Consider the following 13,903-nt stretch of genomic DNA (forward strand, 5'->3'; position numbering starts at 1 on the left):
GGGGTTCCCCCCAAGCCGGGCGCGCGCGGGTCCGTGGGGGCCCCTCGGGTGGCGTGGGCGGCGGCCCGCCCCCCTCCGGGGGGGGGGGTGCCGGTAAGGAGGCCTTCACGGACCGCTGGTCACCGAGGGGGAAGCAGTGTGACAGTGAACCGGCCCGTGGGGCCGACGTTTCCGGCGGCGTCGGTCGCGCGGTACTCGACGGTGTGCTTGCCGTAGCCGGGTTTCCGTTCGGTGAAGGGCGAAACGGTCAGGCCGTCGGGGCCGAGGTTGCCGTAGGCGAGGCCGTCGATCTCGGTGCCGCGCGCGGTGAAGAGATACGGCGCGTTCGGGTCGGTGGGCCAGCCGTAGTACTTGTGCCAGCCGTCGCCGTCGACGCGGAACTCCGGGATCACCCGCCCCGCCCGGTCGTCGGTCGCGGCGAGCCGCATGGTGAACGGGCCGTCGAAGACGTACTCGGGGTCGCCCGACGCGCCGCCGGTCCGCAGTGCCTTCGAGAGCGTGGCGGTGGTCGCCGGGCCCTGGGCGTCCACGGTCCACGTGCGCGACGTGCTGCCGACCGTCGCGGTCAGGCTGTGGGTGCCGGGGGACAGCTTGCGCGCCTTGAGGTCGAAGTCGCGGTCGTTGCCGTCTACCGGCACCGTGACACCGTCGAGCGTCCAGCGCACGGCCGGGACCGCTCCGGTGGGCTGGCCGGTCTCGACGTACACGACGTCGTTCGCACTGACCGGACGGTCGGTTGGCGTCGACTCGGCGATCGGAGGACCTTCCGCGGGCGGCGTGGTCAGCGACGTGTCGATGGCCCAGGTGCGGGACGCGGTCAGCGCGGCGGACGCACGGACGGCCGGGTCGCGGACGAAGTCCGTCGGATCGGTCACCTTCACCGTCAACGTGTGCTTGCCGTTGGGCAGCCCCGCCTTGCGCAGGTCCACGGCGTGGGCGCGGCCGGGCAGCCGGACGCCGTCGAGCGTCCACGTCACGTCGAGCTGGTGGCTCCCCGGATGCGTCACCGTCGCCCACACGACCCGATCGGCGCCGATGGGCGCCGACGACGGGGTGCCACCGGACAGGATCGGCACCTTGGCCGAGATCCGCTGCGTCATGCGCTCGCGGCTGACCTGGTCGAAGGCGTAGCCGAGGGTCTTCATCATCGAGTGACGGCTCGGCCGCCAGACCCCGGTCCGATCATAGAGGCCGCCTTCGTACCGGCCGATCGTGCCGCCCGATTCGCTGGGTTCGCCCAGCCACCGCCACCATTTCGCCTGGCGCGACCGCATCTGCTGTTCGGTGAGCAGGGTGTGATGCAGCGAGCTGGGCTCGCCGCCGGTGTAGACGCCGCCGGGGACAGCGCGCTGGAGGTAGTCGTATTCGTCGTCGAGCCCGCCGAGCGAATGGCCGATCTCGTGCGGCGAAATGAGGGCGGACAAGGCGTTCCCGCCCGACGCCGTCGCGTACGCGCCACCCGCGCCGCCATACGTACTGCTGTTGCCCAGCCCCAGGATCTGGCGGTTGGCCGACGTGGTGCCCGGCACGAGATCCGCGTACCGCTTGGCCGCGGCCTCGTCCATCGTGAGCAGCCGCTGGACGCCGTTCGGGTCACAGCCGCCCCAGAAACCCATGTTCAGCGGGGTGTTCCGGCGCGGCGAGGACAGCGCGGGATCACAGTCCACACCGGACTCGGGCGAAGCGATCTCCACCGCGTAGACGTTGAAATAGCCGCGGTAGGACTTGAAAGGCTCCAGCGACCACAGCGTGTTGACGTGCTTCTCCACGTCCGCCAGGAACTTCGGTTGTTCGGCGGCGGTGTACCCGTCGCCGAGGAGCACCAGGTTGAACCGGGCCGACGGCGAACCGGTGACCTGCACCGGGACGATCGTGGCGCTCGGCGCCGGGGCGGCTTCGGCGGCGGCCGGGACGAGCAGCGGCAACGTCGCCGCCAGCAGCGCCACGGCGAGTCTTCTGACCAGTGTTTTCCCGGTACCGCGCGGCATCCGGCCACCCCTCGTCGCTTCGGCGATCAGCTCATCCCGGTGTACCGCACCGCGTTCCCGCCCGGAACCCGCCGGAAGTCGGGTCGACGTCCGGTGCATGCTGGGGGCGTCCGCGATCGTGAGGAGTGCCGGGAGAATGAACACCGCCGAAGATACCGTCGCGCTGCTGCACCCGGGTGACATGGGCGCGGCGGTCGGGAAACAGCTGGTGGACAAGGGCATCCGGACGATCTGGATCGCCGGGGGCCGAGGGCCCGCCACCCGGAGGCGGGCCGAGGCGGCGGGCCTGGAACCCCGCGAGGAGCCGCGTGAGCTGGCGGACTGTTCGGTAGTGATCAGCGTGTGCCCGCCGGCCGCCGCTCTGGACGTCGCGGCGTCGGTCGCCGCCGCCGGCTTCCGTGGCGTCTACCTGGACGCGAACGCGATCAGTCCCGAGCACGCCCGGGAGATCGACGCGTTGTTCGCGCGGCGCGGTGGCGTCTCGGTGGTCGACGGCGGGATCGTCGGGCCGCCTCCGCGCGAGGCGGGTACGACGCGGCTTTACCTGTCCGGAGCGGACAGTGCGGTGGTACGGGACCTGTTCGAGGGAACGACACTGCGGCCGATCGTTCTCGGCACCTCGGTCGGCGGGGCGAGCGCACTGAAGCTGTCGTTCGCCGCCTACAACAAGATGACCCACGCGCTGGCCGCGTTGTCGTACTCGGTGGCGGGCCACCACGGTGTCACCGGCGAACTGCGGGAGCTGGCGGCCGCGATGCTCCCGGGAACTCCGTTGGGTACTCCGGATGCCTTGCTCGCCGCGGGAAGGCGGGCTTGGCGCTGGGAAGGTGAGATGGCCGAGATCGCCTCCGCCTGCGAGGGCAGCGGGGCCCCTGGCCTTTTGCCACGAGCGGCCGAGGACCTCTTCGCTCGCTGGGCGAACTGTAAGGACGACGACACCTTGACCTTCGAACGGCTCATGACGGAACTGACCCGGTCAGACGAAGGCTGAACCGCCGTCACGGTCCGGCAGCCGATCGTCCGAAGGCACTGCCGCTGAGGTCGCCGCCTGCGCGAGCAGCGTCAGCGCGTGCTGCGACGCCGAGCCGGGCGGCGCTGTCATCGTGACCAGCATCTGCTCCGGCGCGCGGGCGACGTCGAACGCCTGCTGGGTGAGCGTGAGCGCGCCGACGAGCGGATGCCGCAGCTCGTAGTCGGCGGCGTCGCAGGGCCGGATCCGATGATCGGCCCACAAGGTCGCGAACTCGGGGCTCTTCATGGACAGCTCGCCGATCAGCGCGGCCAGCGCCGCGTCGTCGGGGTACCGGCCGACGGCCAGCCGCAGATTCCCGACCATCGCACGGGCCTTACGGGGCCAATCGGCGTACAGCTCGCGGCTGTGCGCGTCGAGGAAGATCATCCGCGCCATGTTCGGCCGGTCCGCGGGTGTGTCCGGCGCGGCGGCATCGAGGTGCCCGGCCAGCAGCGCGTGGCCGAGCGCGTTCCAGCCCAGGACGTCGGTGCGGCGGCCCTGGACGAGCGCGGGCACGTCGGCGATCAGCCGCAGGAGATCGAGGGTGGCGGGGCTCACCCGCTCCGGCGCGGGCTTCGTGCCTTTGGCCCGCCGGGGAGCCGCGGCGAGGCGGCGGAGGTGGTCGCGTTCGTCCCGATCGAGCCGCAGCACCTCGGCGATCGCGTCGAGCACTCCCGGTGAGGCGCCGCGGGACTGGCCCTGTTCGAGGCGGGTGTAGTAGGAGGCGCTGATTCCCGCGAGCTGGGCGAGTTCCTCCCGGCGCAGGCCCGGCACGCGGCGGCGCTCGCCCAGCGGGGGCAGGCCGACGTCCGCCGGCCGCACCTGGGCCCGGCGGGCCTGCAGGAATTCGCCGAGTGCGCTCATGGACCCGAGTATGCGTGATCTTCCGCGGCCGTAGCCAGACCCTCCGAGTGCTAGGAAGAACCGGGGCTGGGGCCCGGCCCGCTCCGCCTTCAGAGTGACGTCCATGGACACCGCTACGGGCCGGAAGCAGGGTGTGCTGACCGGGGTCGGCATCCTCAGCTTCCTCGGCTGCATCGACCTGACGATCGTCAACACGGCCGCGCCGGACCTCCGCCGGGACCTGGGTGCGACGGTGACGCAGACGCAGCTGGCTGTCAACGTCTTCGTGGTCGCGCTGTCGATGTTCATGGTGACCGCGGGCAGGCTTTCGGACCGCTACGGCCGCCGCCGCGTCCTCTACCTCGGCTCTGTCCTTTTCGGACTGTCGTCGCTGGGCGCGGGACTCGCTTCGGGCGTGGTGCCGCTGATCGCGTTCCGTTTCCTGCAGGGCGCGGCGTGTGCGGTGCTGTACACCAGCTCCAGCACGATCGTGGCCGACGCGTTTCCCGAGGCGCAGCGCGGCAAGGCGATCGGGACGTTGTTCGCGGTCAACGGCATCGGCCTCGCGATCGGCCCGATGCTCGGCGGGCTGATCGTCGGCGCGCTGAGCTGGCACTGGGTCTTCCTGATCAACGTGCCGCTGGTGCTGGTCGCGCTGGCGATCTGCTCGGTCAGCGTGGCGGAGTCACGCGGCGAGGACGACGGGGCGGGGTTCGACTGGCCGGGTCTGCTGCTGCTCATGTTCGGCCTCGCCGGGCTGATCTTCGGCGTCACGTTCGACGACACCTTCGGCTGGTTGTCGTGGCCGGTACTCGGTTCGCTCGGGGTCGGTGTCGCGGCGCTGATCGCGTTCGTGCTCGTCGACCGGCGGGCTTCGCATCCGCTGATCCCGTTCCGGCTGCTGGCCGGACGCCGGTTTCTCAGCGCCGTGGCGTCGGAGTTCGGGCTGGCGTTCTTCTACACCACGGCGTTGTTCCTGATGCCGCTGTACCTGAGCGTCGTGCGGGGCGACGGTGACGTCGCCATCGGCCTGCTGATGCTGCCGACCACCGCGACCGTCGCCGTGCTGTCCCCGGTCGTCGGCCGGGTGGTGGATCGCGTCGGGCCGAGGGCGGTGCTGATCACCGGGTTCGCCGCGTTGACGGCGTCGGCCTTGCTCCAGTCCCGGCTCGGCGTGGGCTCCGGGCTCGCGTATGTCGTGGTCGCGTTCGTGCTGATGGGCGTCGGCTGGGCCTGCGTGCTCGGCCCGTCCGCGGTCATGGCGCTGTCCGCGGTGCCGCCGCGGTTGTCCGGGCTCGCCGTCGGCGCCACGTGGACATTCCACAACTTCGGCGGCGCGATCGGCCTCGCGGTGGGCATGACGCTGTTCCGCGCGTTCGGCACCCTGAGCCCGGAGGGGTTTCCCGCGGGGAACCAGGCGGCGATGTCGCTGCTGACGGGCACGTCACTGGCCGCGCTGCTCGTGCTGGTCGCGTTGGGCCGCCCTCGACGGCGTGCGCGACACTGGTCCGGTGACCAGTGATGCCGATATCCAGGGAACCGACGGCCTGACCGTGGGCCGCACGGCCACGCTCGTCGGGGTGAGCGTGAAGACGCTGCACCACTGGGACACGATCGGCCTCGTGCGCCCGAGCGGGCGGACCTGGGCCGGGTACCGGCTGTACTCGGCGGACGACGTCGCCCGGCTCCACCGGGTCCTCGTCTACCGTGAGCTGGGCTTTCCGCTCGCCGAAATCGGCCGGATCCTCGACGACCCGGACACCGACGCGCGTGCCCACCTGCGACGGCAACGGTCCGAGCTGGTGGCGCGTATTTCCCGTCTTGAGAAGATGGTCGGCGCGGTCGACCGCATGCTGGAGGCCTCGCGCACCGGGATGCGGCTCACGCCGGAGCAGCAGGTCGAAATCTTCGGTGACGACTGGCAGCCTTCGTGGGTCGAGGAGGCTGAAGAACGCTGGGGCGAAAGCGCACAGTGGGCGCAGTACGCCGAACGGGCGGCCAAGCTGACCCCGGAGGACTGGCAGGAGGTCGCGGCCACCACCCGCACGCTGGAAAACGACCTCGGCACCGCGAAACGTGCCGGCGTGGCCCCCGGCTCGGAGGAGGCGAACGCCCTCGCCGAGCGCCACCGCGCGTTGCTCTCGGGGTATTTCGACTGCACCCACTCGATGCAGGCGTGCCTCGGACGGATGTTCGTCGCCGATGAGGGCTACACGGCGCACTACGACGCGCTCGCACCCGGTCTGACCGCCTGGCTGCGGGACGTGATCTTCGCGAACGCGGCGGACCATGGTGTCGATCCGGAGACCGCGACCTGGGAGTGAGCGCACGGCGTCAGCGGCGCGGCGAACCCACCGTCGCGGAGACGGCCGCGGCGATCGCAGTGAGGAACGCGAAGATCACGGCCAGCCCGGCCGGCACCCCGTTGCTCTTGTGGAAACCGAGCACGAAGTCGAGGTGGGCACCGAAGCTCGTGCCCGGCGGCAGCGGCACGACCATGCTCACCACCGCATACAGCACGCCCAGCCCGAACAGCGTCCACGCCGCCCAGACTCGCCGTGCGAGCAGAAAACCGGCAGGCACGACCAGGACGAAGGCGGAGAGCAGGCCCGCCACGACGTTCAACCACACCATGGCCGACCACTCGTCGAACGGACCGCCGATCAGCACGTTCGCGAAGACGAACCACAGCAGCGCGATCGCCGTGCAGCCCGCGAGGACGGCCGCGACCACACCGGCCGGGAGGTTCGCCCGGCGCCGGACCGGCGCGGGGGTCTGCGGCGGGGTCGGCGGCGGGAAACCCTGTGGCACGGACATCCGGGGCTCCTGACGATCGCGGGTGGGTGCGAGCTTCTCATCTCCCCGTCGTCGCGATCCACCCGGCTGGCCGGTTCTGACCGGTTCTGGCCGTGGGGCGTGGCGCCCAGTGCTGCCGCGTCGGTGTCGGGAACGACGCGTTCGAGACGCTCACCGTCCCCAACGGAGCGTTCGAGACACTGCGACCCAGCGGTGGATCCAGGATGAACGTCCTGAACGACGCGTTCAGGACGTGGGCCCGGTGCGGAGCGACTGTGAAGGGGACGCCGGGTCGCAGCCTCTGTCCACACAGGACTCAGGTGCCGGTAAGGTCGCCTTGAGGGCGTCTGACGCCTGCAAGGTGGCCTTACCGGCGCCACGACACCCGGAAATCGTGGCTTGGTTGGGCCACGGACCTGCCCGGCCGTGCGCACCCACCGTCGAGGTCGCCGACAAACCGGCGTGGCGTCTGGCCGGACAAGCGTTGTGGCGGGAGGCGCTCACTGTCGACGCCCGCGACGACCCCGCGATGCAGTCCATGCAAGAGGAGGCGCAACGAATCCTGGCCACCGCGAACGCGCCTCGTAGTGGGCGTGACGATCCAACGCGGTGAGCCGAATGGAGCAGCATTTCCGGCAGGACGCGCTGTGCTAAGATATTTCATTTCGCGCAGCGGGAGGAAATCCCATGTCCGCCATCATGACTGTCGCTGGTCTGGTCGCTTCGCTGCTCATTTCACCGCAGGCCGGTTCCGGCCCTCCTCCCGATAAGGTCATCATCGACGTCGCCGTCATGAACGGCACGGCGTGCCCTCCCGGAAGTGCCGCCGTCGTCGTCGCACCCGACAACACGAGTTTCACCGTCACTTATCGCCGGGCCGCCGCGCTGGCCGATGTCCGGCGCAACTGCCAGATCAGCCTGCGGATACATTCCCCGGGATTCACCTATGCCATCGCCGAGGCGGACCACCGAGGGGATCTCGTCCTCGACAACGGCGTGCGGGCGGTGTTGTCGGCGAACTACTACTTCCAGGGAATGAGTCCGCAAACGCCGGTGACCCAGTCGTTCACCGGCCCGTTCGCGGACGCATGGGAACTGCTCGACAAACCCGATATCGCGCACTTGGTCTATCTGCCCTGCGGTGAAGAGCGTAACCTCAACTCCACGGTGGACCTGCGGTTGAGCCCCGGCACACCCGATCCGAGGAAGAATTTCGTGACCTTGGATTCGACGGTCTTCCGCTTCGCCTGGAAGAGCTGCCTCAGCCGCATTTCCCGGTGAGCCATTTCTTGTAGTCCGCGGTCCAGCTGGTCGCCACGCGTTTCGGGGCCTTGTCGAGGTTCGCCTGCCAGCTCGCCACATTGCCCTTGAACGAAGGCGGCGGTTCCTCCCACTGCACGGTGTCCGGCCACGAAGGCCCGCCGCCGAGGACGGCGGGAAAGGTGCCCGCGGCGACTCGTGCCTTGAGCGCGGCGGCGATGTCCGGGTCATGGGAGTACACGGTGATCGGCTGGGTCCGGTAGCGCTCGGTGACCGGATCGGTGATCTCGCTCCATGCCTTGGCCTTCACCGCGGCCGAGCCGTCGAGCAGGAAGACCCGGTTCTCGCTCTTGATCTCCAGCTGGGCGTACGCGCCTTTCGCTTTCACGTGATCGAGCCATTGACGCAGCGAGTAGATCGTCTCGCCCTTGTACGGGCCCCACTGCAGCGTCCGGCCCTGCAGCTTGTCCGCGCCGGTGGACCAGTAGACGTCGGAGATGTCCTTCTTGGTGCCGTTGAGTCCCCAAGTCGACTTGTTGTGCCACATCACGGCCTTGCCGCTGACACTGCCGTCGCTCTGCGCGGCGACCTTGGTCAGCCGGACGTCCGCCTCGAACCCGCCGGAACCCTGCGCGATGAGGGAGTCGACGGCCTTGAGGTTGTTGGGCGCGCGCAGCTGGTCGCGTTTCCAGGCGTCGGTCCCGCTCGGGTAGCCGCCGTGGCTGACGATGACCGGGCACGCGGGCAGGGCGTTCGCGGGTGCCGCGGCGCCCAGCAGCGTCCCGGCCGCGAGGACGGCCGACGCTGTGATGTTCCAGAGCTTCATCCGGAGACCCTCTCGCAACGGCGTACAGAAGACGTACAACGGCTTAGCGGAGCCGCACCGGGACGTCGGTGCGGGCCGACTCGTAGATCGCGAGGATCACCGCGAGCGTGCGACGGGCATCGGCGACGGTGACCAGCGGCGGCCTGCCCTGCTCGATGGCGTCGGCGAAGTCGCGGTACTGCTCGGTGTGCGCCTCGGACAACGCCGTGGGGTCCGAGCCCGCCCCGGCGCGCGGCCCGCTGTCGAGCGGCGGCGCGTCGCGCTCGGCGCTGTGGAAGGTGACGAGCCGGTCGTCGTCGATCACCGCCGAACCCCGGTCGCCGTGGATCTGCACCCGCGCGGTCAGCCCGGGGTAGGCCGCTGTCGTCCCGTGGACGGCGCCGAGCGCGCCGCCGGCGAACCGGATCGTGGCGGTCGCGACGTCCTCGACCTCGATGCGTTCGTGGGCGAGGCAGGCGGTCCACGCGAAGACTTCGACCGGCTCACCGAGCATCCACACCAGGAGATCGACGGTGTGGATGCCCTGGTTCATCAGCGCGCCGCCGCCGTCGAGCGCCAGGGTGCCCCGCCAGCCGCCCGAGTCGTAGTACTCCTGGCTCCGCCACCAGGCCACGCTCGCCACCCCCGAGGTGATGCGGCCGAAATCCCCATCCTCGACCGCGCGACGCACCAGGCGGCTGGCGGTGTCGAAGCGGTGCTGGCTGATCACCGTCACCGTCCGTCCCGACTCCCGCTCGGCGCGCAGCAGGCGATCCGCGGCTTCGAGGGTGACGTCGACCGGTTTCTCGACGACCACGTGCTTGCCGGCCCGCAACGCGGCGATGGCGATGTCGGCGTGGGTTCCGCTCGGCGTACACACGGCGATAGCGTCGATGTCCTTACGGGACAAGGCATCGGACACCGACGTCGTGAACGCGACGTCGTAGGCGCCGGCGAGTTTCGTGGCACGGTCAGGAATCTCGTCCACCACGAGGACGAGTTCGCCGACCGCCGCGATCGACTTCGCGTGCTTTTCGCCGATGACCCCGCAGCCGATCACCGCGAACCGTAGTGCGCTCACCGGTACTCGATCCCTTCGGCGGACAGGATTTCCACGAACGCCTGATGCGCGGCGCGGAACAGCTCGGGGCCGCTGAAACCGCCCATTCGCCCGGCCGCGGCGAGATGCGGTTCCAGCGAGAAGAACCCGTCGAAGCTGTCGCCACGCAGCGCACGGATCGTATCCCGCACTTCGCCGTCGCCTTCACCGGCGGGCATTACCTCGCCGGTCGCCAGGACCGCGTCCTTGATCTGGACGTACTCGAGATGCGGACGCAGCAGCGCGTAGCCATCGGTGTACGGGCGGAGTCCACATTGGACGAAGTTGGCCGCGTCCCAGGCCAGTCGCAAAAGCGGCGAACCGACGGCTTCGACGATGTCGAGGCAACGTTCCGGGCTGTCCCCGTAGATGTCCTTTTCGTTCTCGTGCAGCAGGATCACGTCGTGTCCCTCGGCCCTCGCGGCGAGTGCGGACATCCGGCGCAGCACCTCGTCGCGATGGCGGCTCGGATCATCGTCCGGGGGCAGGAAGAACGAGAAGATCCGGATGTACGGCGCTTCGAGCGTCCGCGCGACGGCCAGCGCGCGGTCGAAGCGGCGTAGATGCGCCTCGAAGTCGTCGTGGATCCCGATCTTGCCGATCGGCGAGCCGATCGAGGACACCCCGAGGCCGTGCCCGGAGAGCAGGTCGCGGACACGGCCGAGCTGGGTGTCGTCGAGATCGAGCACGTTGGTGTCCCACGCACTGCGGAATTCGACGTACTCGATGCCGAGTTCCGCCAGGACCCGGCACTGCACTTCAGGATCGGGCGAGATCTCGTCGGCGAAACCGGACAGGGTCCACATCGGGTCCTCCGCACCTCGGCGTCTCACCCGATCCTGACAGCCGTGGGTGAACGGCGGCTATACCAAGGCCGACAACGGGAGGATCAGCGCGATCGCGACCACCGAGATCAGCGTCTCCATCACCGACCAGCTCTTGAGCGTCTGGCCGACCGACATCCCGAAGTACTCCTTGACCAGCCAGAACCCCGCATCGTTGACGTGCGAGAGGAACAGTGAACCCGCGCCGATCGCGAGCACCAGCAGCGCGCTGTGACTGGGATCCATGGTCGCCGCGAGCGGCGCGACGATGCCCGCCGCCGAGACCGTCGCGACAGTGGCCGACCCGGTGGCGAGCCGGATCGCTACCGCGACCAGCCAGCCCAGCAGCAGCGGCGAGAGGTTCGCACCCTTGGCAAGACCGGTGATGACGTCACCGACTCCGGCGTCGACGAGGGTCTGCTTGAACCCGCCGCCCGCGCCGACGATGAGCATGATCCCGGCGATCGGGCCGAGCGAATCGCCGATCGTGCTGGACAGCTTCGCGCGGTTCAGCCCGGCGGGGCGGCCCAGCACGACCATGGCCACCAGCACCGCGGCGAGCAGCGCGACCAGCGGGTCGCCGATGAAGTCGAGCACCCGGCGCAGGTGGTTTTCCTTGCCCAGCAAGATGTCCGAGAGCGCTTTACCCAGCATGAGCACCACCGGCAGCAGCACGACGGACAACGTCGCGGCGAAGCTCGGCCGTGGTTTGTCGCTGCTTTCCCGCTCCGGGACGAGGCGCGCGGGCGGCGTCGCGTCCGGCACCATGCGCGCGGCGAAGCGGCCGAACAGCGGACCGGCGATGACCACCGTCGGGATGCCGACGAGCAGGCCGAACGCCAGCGTGATGCCGACGTTGGCGTTCAGCGCGCCCGCCGCGGCCAGCGGGCCGGGGTGCGGCGGGACGAGCCCGTGCAGTACCGACAGCCCGGCCAGGGCGGGAATTCCCAGCAACAGCACCGGTTTCCCGCTGCGCTTGGCGGCGAGCAGGACCACCGGGATGAGCATGACCAAGCCGATCTCGAAGAACATCGGCAGCCCGATCAGCGCGGCGACCAGCGCCATCGCCCACGGCAGGCCGCGCCCGCGCACCTTGCCGAGGACGGTGTCGACGATCTGGTCGGCGCCGCCCGAGTCGGCCAGCAGTTTGCCCAGCATGGCGCCGAGCGCGATCAGCACGCCCACCGACGCGACGGTGGAGCCGACGCCGCCGGAGAAGCTCTTGAGCAGCTTGTCCACCGGCATCCCGGCGACGAGGCCGAGCACGCCGGAGCCGAGGATCAATGAGAGGAACGGGTGCAGTTTGACCTTGGTGATCAGCACGACGATCACCGCGATGGCGAGCACCGTGGCGCCGATGAGGCGGGTGTCGTGGCCGGTCCAACCGGCGGCGAGCGTCATCACGCGCGCTCCTTGAAGGCGGCGAGACCGGCTTCGACGATCTCGGCGGGGGACTCGTGGATGTCGAAGACACGGCCGGGCTCGTCGGGTTCGAGCGGTTCGAGGTCGGCCAGCTGGGAGTCCAAAAGGGACACCGGCATGAAGTGACCGCTGCGGGTCTTCATGCGCTCGGCGAGTGTCGCGCGGTCGCCGTCGAGGTGCAGGAACCAGACTTCGCCGCCGGTACGCAGCACGTCCCGGTAGCGGCGTTTGAGCGCCGAGGAGGTCACGACGCCACCGGTCTTCTGGTGGTCGCGGATCCAGGCGGCGATCGCCGCGAGCCAGGGCGCGCGGTCCTCGTCGGTCAGCGGCACCCCCGAGGTCATCTTGTCGATGTTCGCCTGGGGATGGAACGAGTCCGCCTCCGCGTAGTCGACGCCGAGTTCCTCGGCCAGGGCCGTGCCGACGGTCGTCTTCCCCGACCCGGACACACCCATCACGGCGATGACGGTCATCGCTACCTCCCACGTCGTTGTGTACCGGCGCTGTGCTGCGGAGAGTACAACCCAAAAGTACTACTTAATCAAGAAAAAGTACTACTTAATCGAGTCAGATCGCTAGGTTGAGCGAATGGGGAACGACAGGCACGAGGAAGTGCTCGACGCGCTCGGCGCCGCCATCGCCAACGGCGAGCTGCCGCCGGGGTCGGTGCTGCGGTCCGACGAGCTGCAGGAGCGTTTCGGCGCTTCGCGCACCGTGGCTCGCGAGGTCGTCCGTGTGCTGGAGACGATGCGGCTGACCAGCAGCAGGCGCCGCGTCGGCACGATCGTCCGGGACCAGGCGGAGTGGAACCACTACGACCCGCGCCTGATCCGCTGGCAGCTGGACGGGCCGTGCCGTCCCGCGGCGCTGCGTACCCTCACCGAACTGCGCTCGGCGATCGAGCCGTGTGCCGCCCGGTTCGCGGCGTTGCGCGCGACGCCGGAGGAGCGCGGGAAGCTGTCGGCGCTGGGGGAGCGGCTGGCGCGGACGGCGAAGTCGCGAGACCTCGACGTCTTCCTTCAGCACGACGTCGCCTTCCACGACCTGCTGCTCGCCGCGTCCGGCAATCCGATGTTCGCGCAGCTGTCCGAAGTGGTCGCCGAGGTGCTGGCCGGCCGGACCGGGCACGGCCTGATGCCCGAGGAACCGCAGCCCGAGGCGATCGCCTGGCATCTGGAGGTCGCCGCGTCGATCGCCGCCGGGGACGCGGACCGTGCCGAGCGGGCGATGCGGGACATCGTCAGCCAGGCCCGCGACGAAATCGCCGCGCTCGTCGAGTAGTTCCGGAGCGACGCATCTCACAATGTGCGAACCGGAGGAACCGGACAGGTCTTGGTGCGCTCTCACCCGCTGCTTTGCTCAACAGCAGTGAACCGAGGAGTTTCACCATGAAGATCCTGTCCCGCGTTGGGGTCGCGGGAGCGACGGCGTTCGTCGCTTCGATGGCTTTCGCCGCACCTGCCCTCGCCGCTCCGGCCCCCGTGTCCGCCGCCGCGCCCGCTGCCGCCGCGGGCACCGACTGCCGGTGGAAGGCCGCCGAGACCATCAAGATCCGCACCGCGCCGAAGACCAGCGCCGCCGCTGTCGGCCAGGTCAACAAGGGCTCGAAGGTGTGCGTCCACCCGCCGGCGGTCAAGGGTGGCACGTACACCGCGTGCAAGCGCACCGACGACCGGTGGCTGAAGATCGGCACCAACCGGTACATCGTCGGCATGTGCGTCGACTTCACCGGCTGACCTGCTCGGCGTCGAGCGCCCCAATGTGGCATTGGGTGCGTTGGATGCACCCAAATTGGGGGGGGGGGGGGGGGGTGGTGAGCAGCGAGCCACGAAGAGGGGGCGCGAGCGGGGGAGA

15 protein-coding genes are annotated in these 13,903 nt (G+C 69.9%); 7 read left to right on the plus strand and 8 right to left on the minus strand.

Annotation, left to right across the window (positions count from 1 at the left end):
• Nucleotides 1-119 precede the first annotated feature (119 nt).
• Nucleotides 120-1,988 carry a M64 family metallopeptidase gene (locus ACFWY9_RS28900; RefSeq protein WP_378340389.1) on the minus strand — a complete coding sequence of 623 codons (1,869 nt, stop codon included), beginning with the start codon at nucleotides 1,986-1,988 and terminating at the stop codon, nucleotides 120-122.
• Between the two features lie 136 nt (nucleotides 1,989-2,124).
• On the opposite strand from ACFWY9_RS28900, the gene ACFWY9_RS28905 reads away from it, so the two are divergent.
• On the plus strand, nucleotides 2,125-2,979 hold the full coding sequence (locus ACFWY9_RS28905) for a DUF1932 domain-containing protein (protein WP_378322968.1): 855 nt from the start codon (nucleotides 2,125-2,127) through the stop codon (nucleotides 2,977-2,979).
• Here ACFWY9_RS28905 and ACFWY9_RS28910 read toward each other — a convergent pair.
• Nucleotides 2,965-3,864 (minus strand): helix-turn-helix domain-containing protein, encoded by a 900-nt coding sequence (locus ACFWY9_RS28910; RefSeq protein WP_378322967.1) that lies wholly within the window; start codon nucleotides 3,862-3,864, stop codon nucleotides 2,965-2,967. The genes ACFWY9_RS28905 and ACFWY9_RS28910 overlap by 15 nt on opposite strands.
• A 103-nt stretch (nucleotides 3,865-3,967) precedes the next feature.
• On the opposite strand from ACFWY9_RS28910, the gene ACFWY9_RS28915 reads away from it, so the two are divergent.
• Together ACFWY9_RS28915 and ACFWY9_RS28920 are read left to right on the plus strand one after the other, a co-directional pair.
• Nucleotides 3,968-5,365 carry an MFS transporter gene (locus ACFWY9_RS28915; protein ID WP_378322966.1) on the plus strand — a complete coding sequence of 466 codons (1,398 nt, stop codon included), beginning with the start codon at nucleotides 3,968-3,970 and terminating at the stop codon, nucleotides 5,363-5,365.
• The gene (locus ACFWY9_RS28920; protein WP_378322965.1) at nucleotides 5,355-6,167 is read left to right on the plus strand and encodes a MerR family transcriptional regulator; all 813 of its coding nucleotides are present in this window, start codon (nucleotides 5,355-5,357) and stop codon (nucleotides 6,165-6,167) included. The genes ACFWY9_RS28915 and ACFWY9_RS28920 overlap by 11 nt, the downstream gene beginning before the upstream one ends.
• A 10-nt stretch (nucleotides 6,168-6,177) precedes the next feature.
• On the opposite strand, the gene ACFWY9_RS28925 is transcribed toward ACFWY9_RS28920, so the two are convergent.
• A complete protein-coding gene (locus tag ACFWY9_RS28925) occupies nucleotides 6,178-6,660 on the minus strand; it encodes a hypothetical protein (protein ID WP_378322963.1) in 483 nt (160 codons plus the stop codon).
• A 382-nt stretch (nucleotides 6,661-7,042) separates the two neighbouring features.
• Here ACFWY9_RS28925 and ACFWY9_RS28930 point away from each other — a divergent pair, with 382 nt between their 5' ends.
• Together ACFWY9_RS28930 and ACFWY9_RS28935 are read left to right on the plus strand one after the other, a co-directional pair.
• Entirely contained in the window at nucleotides 7,043-7,252 is a 210-nt protein-coding gene (locus tag ACFWY9_RS28930; protein WP_378340390.1) for a hypothetical protein, read from the plus strand.
• Nucleotides 7,253-7,326: 74 nt separating this feature from the next.
• Nucleotides 7,327-7,920, plus strand: a complete 594-nt coding sequence (locus ACFWY9_RS28935; protein WP_378322962.1) for a DUF4360 domain-containing protein — start codon at nucleotides 7,327-7,329, stop codon at nucleotides 7,918-7,920.
• Here the strand turns inward: ACFWY9_RS28935 and ACFWY9_RS28940 are convergent.
• Genes ACFWY9_RS28940 through ACFWY9_RS28960 form a run of 5 tightly spaced genes read right to left on the minus strand, consistent with a single transcriptional unit; the run spans nucleotide 7,901 to nucleotide 12,522 of the window.
• Nucleotides 7,901-8,725 (minus strand): hypothetical protein, encoded by an 825-nt coding sequence (locus ACFWY9_RS28940; protein ID WP_378322961.1) that lies wholly within the window; start codon nucleotides 8,723-8,725, stop codon nucleotides 7,901-7,903. The genes ACFWY9_RS28935 and ACFWY9_RS28940 overlap by 20 nt on opposite strands.
• A gap of 43 nt (nucleotides 8,726-8,768) precedes the next feature.
• Nucleotides 8,769-9,785 carry a Gfo/Idh/MocA family protein gene (locus tag ACFWY9_RS28945; RefSeq protein WP_378322960.1) on the minus strand — a complete coding sequence of 339 codons (1,017 nt, stop codon included), beginning with the start codon at nucleotides 9,783-9,785 and terminating at the stop codon, nucleotides 8,769-8,771.
• On the minus strand, nucleotides 9,782-10,609 hold the full coding sequence (locus ACFWY9_RS28950) for a sugar phosphate isomerase/epimerase family protein (protein ID WP_378322958.1): 828 nt from the start codon (nucleotides 10,607-10,609) through the stop codon (nucleotides 9,782-9,784). Before ACFWY9_RS28950 ends, ACFWY9_RS28945 begins: the two co-directional genes overlap by 4 nt.
• A gap of 57 nt (nucleotides 10,610-10,666) precedes the next feature.
• A complete protein-coding gene (locus tag ACFWY9_RS28955; RefSeq protein WP_378323129.1) occupies nucleotides 10,667-12,028 on the minus strand; it encodes a gluconate:H+ symporter in 1,362 nt (453 codons plus the stop codon).
• Complete coding sequence (locus tag ACFWY9_RS28960) at nucleotides 12,028-12,522, minus strand: gluconokinase (RefSeq protein WP_378322957.1); 495 nt, start codon at nucleotides 12,520-12,522, stop codon at nucleotides 12,028-12,030. Before ACFWY9_RS28960 ends, ACFWY9_RS28955 begins: the two co-directional genes overlap by 1 nt.
• 115 nt (nucleotides 12,523-12,637) lie before the next feature.
• On the opposite strand from ACFWY9_RS28960, the gene ACFWY9_RS28965 reads away from it, so the two are divergent.
• Both ACFWY9_RS28965 and ACFWY9_RS28970 read left to right on the plus strand, forming a co-directional pair.
• Nucleotides 12,638-13,330: a FadR/GntR family transcriptional regulator gene (locus ACFWY9_RS28965; protein WP_378322955.1), complete on the plus strand. Its 693-nt coding sequence runs from the start codon at nucleotides 12,638-12,640 to the stop codon at nucleotides 13,328-13,330.
• Between the two features lie 107 nt (nucleotides 13,331-13,437).
• Nucleotides 13,438-13,785, plus strand: coding sequence for an SH3 domain-containing protein (locus ACFWY9_RS28970; protein ID WP_378322953.1), 348 nt, complete (start codon nucleotides 13,438-13,440; stop codon nucleotides 13,783-13,785).
• Nucleotides 13,786-13,903: the final 118 nt, after the last annotated feature.

It is taken from the genome of Amycolatopsis sp. NPDC059027, from assembly GCF_042739735.1.
In the GTDB taxonomy this organism is placed as follows: Bacteria; Actinomycetota; Actinomycetes; order Mycobacteriales; family Pseudonocardiaceae; genus Amycolatopsis.

What these genes read in the sequence shown, in the direction of transcription:
- ACFWY9_RS28955 (WP_378323129.1), bottom strand. Translation starts at nt 12,028, where the DNA reads ATGACGCTCGCCGCCGGTTGGACCGGCCACGACACCCGCCTCATCGGC.
- ACFWY9_RS28905 (WP_378322968.1), top strand. Translation starts at nt 2,125, where the DNA reads ATGAACACCGCCGAAGATACCGTCGCGCTGCTGCACCCGGGTGACATG.
- ACFWY9_RS28900 (WP_378340389.1), bottom strand. Translation starts at nt 1,988, where the DNA reads ATGCCGCGCGGTACCGGGAAAACACTGGTCAGAAGACTCGCCGTGGCG.
- ACFWY9_RS28915 (WP_378322966.1), top strand. Translation starts at nt 3,968, where the DNA reads ATGGACACCGCTACGGGCCGGAAGCAGGGTGTGCTGACCGGGGTCGGC.
- ACFWY9_RS28910 (WP_378322967.1), bottom strand. Translation starts at nt 3,864, where the DNA reads ATGAGCGCACTCGGCGAATTCCTGCAGGCCCGCCGGGCCCAGGTGCGG.
- ACFWY9_RS28965 (WP_378322955.1), top strand. Translation starts at nt 12,638, where the DNA reads ATGGGGAACGACAGGCACGAGGAAGTGCTCGACGCGCTCGGCGCCGCC.
- ACFWY9_RS28970 (WP_378322953.1), top strand. Translation starts at nt 13,438, where the DNA reads ATGAAGATCCTGTCCCGCGTTGGGGTCGCGGGAGCGACGGCGTTCGTC.
- ACFWY9_RS28960 (WP_378322957.1), bottom strand. Translation starts at nt 12,522, where the DNA reads ATGACCGTCATCGCCGTGATGGGTGTGTCCGGGTCGGGGAAGACGACC.
- ACFWY9_RS28940 (WP_378322961.1), bottom strand. Translation starts at nt 8,725, where the DNA reads ATGAAGCTCTGGAACATCACAGCGTCGGCCGTCCTCGCGGCCGGGACG.
- ACFWY9_RS28950 (WP_378322958.1), bottom strand. Translation starts at nt 10,609, where the DNA reads ATGTGGACCCTGTCCGGTTTCGCCGACGAGATCTCGCCCGATCCTGAA.
- ACFWY9_RS28935 (WP_378322962.1), top strand. Translation starts at nt 7,327, where the DNA reads ATGTCCGCCATCATGACTGTCGCTGGTCTGGTCGCTTCGCTGCTCATT.
- ACFWY9_RS28925 (WP_378322963.1), bottom strand. Translation starts at nt 6,660, where the DNA reads ATGTCCGTGCCACAGGGTTTCCCGCCGCCGACCCCGCCGCAGACCCCC.